Consider the following 1,350-nt stretch of genomic DNA (forward strand, 5'->3'; position numbering starts at 1 on the left):
GCGCAGGGCCAGGGTGAGCGCGGTGAGCAGGACGTCGTTCATGCCGGCCCGGTAGGCGGTGGGGACGACGGTGAGGAGCTTCTCCGTCACATCCGAGGACAGGGCCAGCGGAACCGACAGAGCCGTTCCGAGGGTGTCCCGGACCGGATCGAGCTCGGTGGCGCCCAGAGAGCCGTGCGGGGCGGCCGCCATCGCCTGCCAGTAGGGGAGTTGGCTGGTCCAGTGCTCCTCCGTGGCCGCCCGGTTGAGGGCCTTGGCCCACTGGCGGAAGGGGGTGTGGACAGGTTCGAGTGTGATGGGTCGTCCGGTGCTCGCGGCGCGGTGGGCGGTGGCGAGGTCGGGGAGGAGGATGCGCCAGGAGACTCCGTCGACGACGAGGTGGTGGATGACGATGAGGAGCTGTCCGTCGTGGTCGGGGCCGGCGTCGAACCAGACGAGCTGTGCCATGACGCCGTTCTCGGGGTCGAGGCGGCTGCGGGCGGTGGTGGTCTCGTGGGTGAGCTTCTCGTGGGTCCGGGCGGGGGTGAGGCCGGCGGTGTCGACGCGGCGGATCCAGGTGGACGGGTCCGTGGCGCCGGCCGGTGGGATGGTCAGGTCCCAGTTGCTGGTGCCGGGGTTGTGGTGGAGACGCATCCGGAGGGCGTCGTGGTGGTCGACCAGGGCCCTGAAGGCGGTGGTGAGGTCGGTGAGGGTGAGGTCGGCGGGGACGGGGACCGTGTAGGACTGGTTGAACTCGCGGACGGGCCCGCCGCCGGTCCGGAACCATTCGATGATCGGGGTGGTGGGGACTTCGCCTGCGCCGTCCTGTGCTGTGGGGCTCTGCGTGTGCGTGTCCGTGGCGACGGCTGCGAGTTCGCGGACGGTGCGGCGTTCGAAGACGTCCCGTGTGGTGAGGGTGAGTCCGGCTCTGCGTGCGCGGCTGACGAGTTGGATGGAGGCGATGGAGTCGCCGCCGAGGTCGAAGAAGCCGTCGTCGATGTGGACGGTTTCGAGGCCGAGGACATCTGCGAAGACTTCGCAGAGGATCTGTTCGCGGGCGTTGGTGGGGGTGAGGGCGTTGGTTCCGTTGGTGTGTGAGGGGGTTGGGGGGAGAGGGAGGGCCTTTCTGTCGAGCTTTCCGTTGACGGTGAGTGGGAGGGCGTCGAGGGCGACCACGGTGGTGGGGACCATGTAGGCGGGGAGCCGCGAGGCGGCGTATCGCTGCAGCTGGTCCGAGGTGCCGACGGTGTAGGCGATGAGCTGCTTTTCGCCGGGGCGGTCCTCGCGGATGATGACGGCGGCGTGGGTGACGTCGGGGTGGCTGGTGAGGACTGCTTCGATTTCTGCGGGTTCGATGCGGAAGCCGCGGAT

At 69.5% G+C, this 1,350-nt stretch carries 1 protein-coding gene; it reads right to left on the minus strand.

Going from position 1 to position 1,350, the window contains the following annotated elements; translation table 11 throughout:
* Window positions 1-1,350: condensation domain-containing protein (locus tag ACFXOA_RS32285; protein WP_385035737.1), on the minus strand; the 1,350-nt coding region annotated here is incomplete at both ends.

It is taken from the genome of Streptomyces sp. NPDC059166 (assembly GCF_042755185.1).
GTDB lineage: Bacteria > Actinomycetota > Actinomycetes > Streptomycetales > Streptomycetaceae > Streptomyces.